Below are 6,740 nucleotides of genomic sequence, written 5' to 3'. Positions count from 1 at the left end.
TTTGCTCGGCCATACCAAGATCGAGAATACGGTCCGCTATCTGGGTGTCGATGTCGAGGATGCTCTCGAACTTTCCGAGGCAACTGAGGTTTGATCAGGCACGGCTCCACTTCAGGAGTGGAGCCGTAATCAACTTGCGCCCAATGTCGGGCGTTCAGCATCCCGTTGCGTCTGCCTGAAAGCGGACTGTCAGCAACAGCAAAGTTCGGTTCGAGGTTGCGCAAGGAGCGGGCACTCGGTTCTCATCGGACGACTGCTGCCTGACGGTCGATCTCTGGGTCGAGGCTCGGCGATAGAGATGCGCTATATTTTGGATATCGCCGCAATCAGGCGGACCTTTGCTCGCTGTTCCTGAAGAGGTTCATTTTTGCTATGTGCACAATGGCCGTTCTCTTTGTTTAATCGCGACGACAGACCAAACCCCTCTGCTACGGTCTCACGGGTGGAGATATCCACGAAGGAGAGGCGCTTGCAGATCGATCCGAACATGTCCATGGACGACGTGATGAGAAAATGGCCTGCAAGCATTGCCGTGCTGATCCGGCACAGGATGCACTGCGTGGGCTGTCACATCGCACCCTTCCGTTCAATTGCCGAGGCCTGCCGGGACCATCGAATTGACGAAGGCAACTTCCTAAAAGGTCTTGAACGCGCCATCGCCGGCGGACCGGTCAGTCGCGTGGACGCTCGGCCAGCATCACCAGACGATGAGCGTCCGTGATTGTGACACGCTGGCGGCCGCCGACGACAATGCCACATCCCTCCCAGGCGCGCTCAGCAGCCGGCTCACCGTATGCAAAGTCGTCCCGGTCATCTCGGCAATGTCTTGGCGAGAGATCGGAAATCAATCTCGATGCCCGCATCTGTCTTGCGCCCTGCTCGACCTGCTCGGTGGCCAATTCCATGACTCGCGCCTGCGTGTCCTGAAGCCTTGTGCCGACCGTCTTGAACGTTCCCGCCGCAAGAACGGGAAAACGGGACGACAGACCCGGCCAAACCGCGCTGACTCTCGACCTACGAGCATGGCCGTCAGACGTTAAGGCATGAGGCTGGCAAAGCGGCGCTGATCTCTAAGCAACCAATGAAGCAGGCCTTGCCGATCCGTCACGGCATCGCCTGCTCATTCCGGTCAATCAGGGCGCCACCACCAAACGCCCCTTCATGTTGGGGTGGAAGCGGCAGAAGTAGTAGATCGGTCCTGCGACCTTCAATGTCAGGCTCGCCGACTCCTTCGGCGGGATCATCACCTCCCAGCCGCCCTTCACCGTTGCCGTGTGAGCGAACACGTCCTTGTTCACCCACTCGATCGTGTCGCCGATTTTGGCCTCGACAGTCGCCGGCGAAAAGACGAGCTTGTCGATCGTCACCTGGATGATTTCGGCCCCTGCCGGCGTTGCCGCGCTGGCTAGCGCCAGCGCGGCAAGCCACAATCGCCGTTTCAACGCGCCCGGCCTCATTTGAGCATGCTCGCGACATGCTCGGCATGCTGCTCATGGCCCTGAAATATCTTCAGGCCGGTCTCCAGCAGGCTCTTCAGTTCGGCATTGCTCGCTGACGGGATGAGCAGCGTTTCGAGAGCGCCGTCGACCTGCTTGTGATAGGCCACCTCGTTATCGACATAAGCCTTGTCGAAGGCCGCGCCCTTGAGTTTGGCGAGTTTGGCCCGCTCCTCCGTCGCGGCTTTGGTCAGCGCCTTGCTGGTGGCATTGTCTTCCGGCGTCACCTTAAGTTTCTTGACCAGGTCAAGCGCCTGCACATTCACCGCCTCATGGTCGCGCACCATGTCCTTAGCAAAAGCGAGCACCTCTTTGTTCTTCGACTTCTTGAGCGCTTGCTTGGCCGCCTCGACATCGATCACGCCGGCTGTGTAGGCAATGTGAGCGATCTGCGGGTCGGTTGGTTTGTCGGCGGCATGCGCGAGCGGGGCAGTGCCAAGCAGCAGCAAGGCGGACAGGGCAGCGGTGTGACCAATATGCATGACATCTCCTTCGCCCGCATGCGCAAATCGCATCGGGCATCGTTCTTAGTTGACGGCCATTAGATGCTGAGTAGTGGCAAACGTTCCCGCCAAAATTAGCCGAGTCTAACGAGGGTCAGCCTTTTAGGCCGAGCCGCTGCATTACGGTGTTGGTCAGCCTTTCACAGCGCCGGCCGGCGAAGGGGAATGCATCGAGCAGCACTGGCCCGATCTGGTCATCCAGCGCCTTGCGCACCAATGCGCGGGCGCGGTGCAGTCTTGTCTTGACGGTTTCTGGACGCACTCTGAGAAGATCGGCGGTTTCCTCAATACTCAGCCCCTCGATCACGCGCGCCACGAACACCGTCCGGTAGACATCAGGAAGGCTGTCGGTTGCCCGTTCCACCAGTTGCAGGATCTGCCGTTGCGCCATCGTCCGCTCCGGATCGTCGCTCGGGTTGAGAGGGAACCGGATGATCTCGGCTTGCGTATTTTTCGGCATTGCCACCGTTCGCCGCCGTTTGCGCAAGCGGCCGAGCGCCTCGTTGATGACGATACGCGACAACCAGGTGGCCAGCGAAGAGTCGCCGCGAAAGGTTTCGAGGCTAGTGAAGGCCCTGACGTAGGCCTCTTGGACGATGTCCTCCGCCTCACCGTCATTGCGCACCACGCCACGCGCGATCCGGTAGAGCCTCTGGTTGTGTGTCTTGATGATGGCGCGGAAGGCATCGCCGTCGCGCGCCAGCGCCCGGTGCACAAGCTGCATATCGCCGGAAGCAACGGAAGGCGCGGCCGTCAACACAGCAAGCATAGCCAGTTTCCTCAACTCAATCTCCTCGCCGGGACCTTGCGTGAGACATTGGACGATATTGCCGGCAAAAGGTTCCCGACCATTTTTCGCCGGGCCCGGCGACGGCTATCATACCGCTTGCGCTGAAGACCTGTCAGCAGCCTCCAGACAACCGATTTCGCCAGTAGATCGGTCTGGATAATCAGCTCGAGAATTCCCTGTCGTCGTCGACAACGGCGTGACTGTGGCCATCCGTCAGTAGGGGCAGCGGCCTATGGCCGCGGAACCCGCCGAGGCCGTTGCGGCGGGCGAAAGCACCGAACCAACCGCACCCCCAGTCGGCGGAAATATTACGCCCCTTCTCTCGCGACCGGAGTTTTTCGGAACGGCGCTAGGAGATCGGCCGCGAGCGGTGCTAACCGCAGGGTGGACGCCGCTGCACTCCGTGGGATGATCGTCACCTAAAAACCCGAGCGTGCTTTCGACTGCACAATCGGGTTGTGGAGCCGATTTAGTCGCCATCGCGGACCAGCAGACGCCTCAGCATCGGTTCTATCCGTGACAGCTCGTCGAGATGCGCCGCCGACAGTTCAGCCAGACAATCTTCAGCGCGCTCGGTCAGCCGCAGCAACACGCGGCGATGGTCGTCCTTGTCCTGATCCCGCACGACCAGTCCCGCCTCGCCGAGCCGGTTGACCAGTTCGACGGCGCTGTGGTGGCGGATGCGCAGGCGCTCGGCCAGGTCGCCGATCGTCACCGGTCCGCCGCTTGGGAAACCCTTGATCGCCAGCAGCGCCTGGTGCTGGCGCGTTGTCAGCCCGGCGTCTTCCGCCTGGATCTGGCTGAATTCGAGGAAGCGGCGGATCAGATAGCGGAACTCGGACAGCCGCTGGTAGTCGGCCTGTTTGATGGCGAGGCGGGATTTTTTGGGCTGCGTCATTCCAGACATTTGTTCCATTCCGGCAAAAGGCTCAAACGGTTTTGAGCAAAACCAGCTTGAACTTATATCGTGTTACGATACATAGACGAGCCGTCAAAGCAGACGGCGTCTTCGCCGTGCCGCAAATCCGAGATCCGGCCGCCGCCAGAAAGCCAGCCATGAAGCCCCATCATTCCGAAAATGGCCATCTCAGGGATTTCACCACGGACGCGCGTGTGCTGACCATTGCCACCATAGCCGTGGTGGTCGCCACGGCGGCCCTGCTCGCCGGCATTGTGCTGTTGAAGCTGATCCGGCTTGCCACCAACATCGCCTATTTCGGCCAGTTTTCGCTTGCCGATCTGAAATTGCAGGACACGCCGCTTGGTTATGCCGCAGTGGTGGTGCCGGTGATCGGTGCGCTGATCATCGGCCTGATGGCTCGATACGGCAGCGAGAAGATCCGTGGCCACGGCATTCCCGAAGCGATCGAGGCGATCCTGCTCGGACGCTCCCGGCTCGGTGCCAAGGTCGCGATCCTGAAGCCGCTGTCGTCGGCGATCTCGATCGGCTCCGGCGGTCCCTTTGGCGCCGAGGGGCCGATCATCATGACCGGTGGCGCCATCGGTTCCTTGATCGCGCAGATGCTGCCGGTCAGCGACAACGAACGCAAGACGCTGCTGGTGGCGGGTGCCGCGGCCGGCATGACCACTGTGTTCGGCACACCGATTGCGGCCATCATGCTTGCGGTGGAACTGCTGCTGTTCGAATGGACGCCGCGATCCTTCATTCCGGTGGCGGTTGCCGCGATCATTGCCGAGGTCGAGCGCACCGGGCTGCATTTGCCCGGGCCGATCTTCCCGTTTCAGGGCGGCATGGCAGTCTCGTTCGTCGGGCTTGGCGGCTGGGCTCTGGTCGGTATCTGCGCCGGCCTGCTGTCAGGGCTTTTGACGCAGATGGTCTATGCCTGCGAGGACGCCTTCCAGAGACTGCCCATCCACTGGATGTGGTGGCCGATGATCGGCGGCCTGGTGGTCGGCATCGGTGGCTTGATCGAGCCGCGGGCGCTCGGCGTCGGCTATGACAACATCGCCGACATGCTGGATGGCCGCACGCTTGCCACTTCGGCGCTGATGCTGCTGGTGGTCAAGGCTATCATCTGGTCGGTGGCGCTCGGTTCAGGGACTTCCGGCGGCGTGTTGGCACCGCTGCTGATCATGGGTGGCGCGATGGGCGCCGTGCTCGGCGGATTCCTGCCGACGGCGGATCCAGGTTTCTGGGCGCTGCTGGCCATGTCGGCGACCATGGGCGGCACGATGCGGGCGCCGCTGACGGCGACGTTCTTCGCCGTGGAACTGACCGGCAACACGCATGTCCTTGTTCCCTTGATAGCAGCTTGCGCCACAGCGCATGCCGTGACCGTGCTGTTGATGAAGCGCTCGATCCTGACCGAAAAGGTCGCCAGGCGAGGGCATCATCTGGTGCGCGAATATCGCGTCGATCCCTTCGCGCTGACCAGGGTGCGCGAGGTGATGACGTCGCAGGTCGAGAGCGTGCCGGCGACGATGACGCTGCATGGCGCGGCGGCTTTCCTGACCGCACCGGAAACCCGGCACCCGAGCTTTCCAGTGGTCGACGAGAACAGGCAGGTGCTTGGCCTCATCGATCCGCCGGCGATCCTGCGCTGGCGGCGTGCCGGCAAGCACAGGACGACGACGCTCGGCGAACTGCTTGCTGGAAGCAAAGTGACGCTGGCCTTTCCCGACGAATATCTCGAAAGCCTGTCTGACAAATTGCTGATGGCCAATGTCTCGCATCTGCCGGTCGTCACCCGAGAAGGTCTGCAACTGGTTGGCTATGTCGGCTGGAAGGATCTGATGCGCGTGCGGTCCAAGAAACAGGCCGAGGAACGCGACCGCTCGACTTTGCTTGGCTTCGGTGCCAGACGCAAAATTCAGAGTCTTACCAAATAGAATGAGCCTACGATGCAGACCCGTGGGTCGAAAGAATGGCAGCTATCTGCGGAGCTCGCGCCGATAGGGACGGACTGGTTACGGCCCCATATCTGCGGTCAGCAAAGCGCCGCATGTCGTTCGCCCAACGCTTCGTATTCCACCAATCCGACACTGCCAATGGTGAAAGTAAGAATGCTAAGCTCTCAAGGTGCCCGGCAGCGCCCCCATAGGGGCGGCCCTGCATCGGCAGGCACAGCCGATTCGCGGCCATCGGCCTACCACCGGACGATACGATTGCTGCCGACCATTCTAAGACCGCCTGCGGATCGACGCCTGGTGGACCAGCGACGACCAGCTGTTAGACGAGGCGAGGTGGCAATAGATCAGCGCCAGCGCGCCCGATTTCCTCAGGTCGAGGAAGGCTTCATCGCCAAGCTTATTCAGCGCCTGCTCGTCGATGACCTGGAAATCGGTGAGGTTGAGCACCTCGCCGCCTTCCAGCGTCACCTTGCTCTGGCGCGGCGCGAACAGGCCGTGCGCGCCGATCTTCTCGACCATCGCGCGGGTGGCGTTGAAGTCATTCTGGAACTGGCTGCAGAAGGCGAGCGCCTGCTTCGTCGCTTCGGTTGGCTCGGTGCCGTTGAAGAACGGCGCGAGCTTGCCGCCATCGTCGCGGAAAGGGGCGGCGAGCTCATCGACGACGCGGTCGCTGGCGCGGTCGACGCAAAGCGTCAGCCGGCCAGAGGTGGCTGACTCGTCCGCCAGGATGAAGGGGTAGCGCCGCACATAGGCCGGAATGTAATGCGGCTCCGTCCAGCGGCCGTCGGCATCCACGAACAGGTTCTCGTTCTGGCGCAGGCCGGTGATGATGACCGGCGCCTTGGCCGGGCCGATGAAGACGATCGGATAGGAGCGCATGGCGCCGGGCATTTCCGTCGCCACCACGGGAATTGAATGCGCCGCGCGGGCAAAGCCGAAATCGGCTCGCGCGGTCAGCCCGAGCGAGCCGTGGCGGATCGGGTTGAGCGCCTCGGGTTTCATGTAGAACAGCGGCAGCGCATTGCCGGGGCCGGTAGGCGCCGGCGCAATTTCGGTCTTCGCTTCAGCCATGTTCTGTTA

General features: G+C 61.8%; 7 protein-coding genes and 2 pseudogenes. 3 read left to right on the top strand and 6 right to left on the bottom strand.

Features of this window, described 5'->3' with window-relative positions; all coding sequences use genetic code 11:
- Positions 1-94: pseudogene (locus tag EOA23_RS36665) on the top strand (integrase); the annotation flags it as partial.
- A 375-nt stretch (positions 95-469) separates the two neighbouring features.
- Positions 470-721, top strand: a complete 252-nt coding sequence (locus tag EOA23_RS29830; RefSeq protein ID WP_245474387.1) for a DUF1858 domain-containing protein — start codon at positions 470-472, stop codon at positions 719-721.
- On the opposite strand, the pseudogene EOA23_RS29825 reads toward EOA23_RS29830, so the two are convergent.
- The 5 genes and pseudogenes from EOA23_RS29825 to EOA23_RS29805 all read right to left on the bottom strand — a co-directional run.
- Positions 672-1,004, bottom strand: a pseudogene (locus EOA23_RS29825) (Crp/Fnr family transcriptional regulator); the annotation flags it as partial. The gene EOA23_RS29830 and the pseudogene EOA23_RS29825 sit on opposite strands and share 50 nt — an antisense overlap.
- A gap of 129 nt (positions 1,005-1,133) precedes the next feature.
- Positions 1,134-1,457, bottom strand: a complete 324-nt coding sequence (locus EOA23_RS29820; RefSeq protein WP_189341753.1) for a cupredoxin family copper-binding protein — start codon at positions 1,455-1,457, stop codon at positions 1,134-1,136.
- A complete protein-coding gene (locus EOA23_RS29815) occupies positions 1,454-1,978 on the bottom strand; it encodes a DUF4142 domain-containing protein (protein WP_127306770.1) in 525 nt (174 codons plus the stop codon). Before EOA23_RS29815 ends, EOA23_RS29820 begins: the two co-directional genes overlap by 4 nt.
- 115 nt (positions 1,979-2,093) lie before the next feature.
- Positions 2,094-2,768 (bottom strand): RNA polymerase sigma factor, encoded by a 675-nt coding sequence (locus EOA23_RS29810; RefSeq protein WP_127306769.1) that lies wholly within the window; start codon positions 2,766-2,768, stop codon positions 2,094-2,096.
- A 490-nt stretch (positions 2,769-3,258) separates the two neighbouring features.
- Positions 3,259-3,696 carry a helix-turn-helix domain-containing protein gene (locus tag EOA23_RS29805; RefSeq protein WP_127306768.1) on the bottom strand — a complete coding sequence of 146 codons (438 nt, stop codon included), beginning with the start codon at positions 3,694-3,696 and terminating at the stop codon, positions 3,259-3,261.
- A 149-nt stretch (positions 3,697-3,845) separates the two neighbouring features.
- Here EOA23_RS29805 and EOA23_RS29800 point away from each other — a divergent pair, with 149 nt between their 5' ends.
- Positions 3,846-5,639 carry a chloride channel protein gene (locus EOA23_RS29800; protein WP_127306767.1) on the top strand — a complete coding sequence of 598 codons (1,794 nt, stop codon included), beginning with the start codon at positions 3,846-3,848 and terminating at the stop codon, positions 5,637-5,639.
- A gap of 291 nt (positions 5,640-5,930) precedes the next feature.
- Here EOA23_RS29800 and EOA23_RS29795 read toward each other — a convergent pair whose 3' ends face one another.
- Positions 5,931-6,731, bottom strand: coding sequence for a SapC family protein (locus tag EOA23_RS29795; protein ID WP_127306766.1), 801 nt, complete (start codon positions 6,729-6,731; stop codon positions 5,931-5,933).
- Positions 6,732-6,740 lie beyond the last annotated feature (9 nt).

Origin of the sequence: Mesorhizobium sp. M2A.F.Ca.ET.042.01.1.1 (genome assembly GCF_003997405.1) — a bacterium.
Lineage (GTDB): Bacteria > Pseudomonadota > Alphaproteobacteria > Rhizobiales > Rhizobiaceae > Mesorhizobium.
This window is presented reverse-complemented; position numbering and strand designations above follow the sequence as displayed.

Excerpts from the sequence above, each read along its gene's own strand:
- EOA23_RS29805 (WP_127306768.1), bottom strand. The coding sequence starts at position 3,696 with ATGTCTGGAATGACGCAGCCCAAAAAATCCCGCCTCGCCATCAAACAG.
- EOA23_RS29800 (WP_127306767.1), top strand. The coding sequence starts at position 3,846 with ATGAAGCCCCATCATTCCGAAAATGGCCATCTCAGGGATTTCACCACG.
- EOA23_RS29795 (WP_127306766.1), bottom strand. The coding sequence starts at position 6,731 with ATGGCTGAAGCGAAGACCGAAATTGCGCCGGCGCCTACCGGCCCCGGC.
- EOA23_RS29810 (WP_127306769.1), bottom strand. The coding sequence starts at position 2,768 with ATGCTTGCTGTGTTGACGGCCGCGCCTTCCGTTGCTTCCGGCGATATG.
- EOA23_RS29815 (WP_127306770.1), bottom strand. The coding sequence starts at position 1,978 with ATGCATATTGGTCACACCGCTGCCCTGTCCGCCTTGCTGCTGCTTGGC.
- EOA23_RS29820 (WP_189341753.1), bottom strand. The coding sequence starts at position 1,457 with ATGAGGCCGGGCGCGTTGAAACGGCGATTGTGGCTTGCCGCGCTGGCG.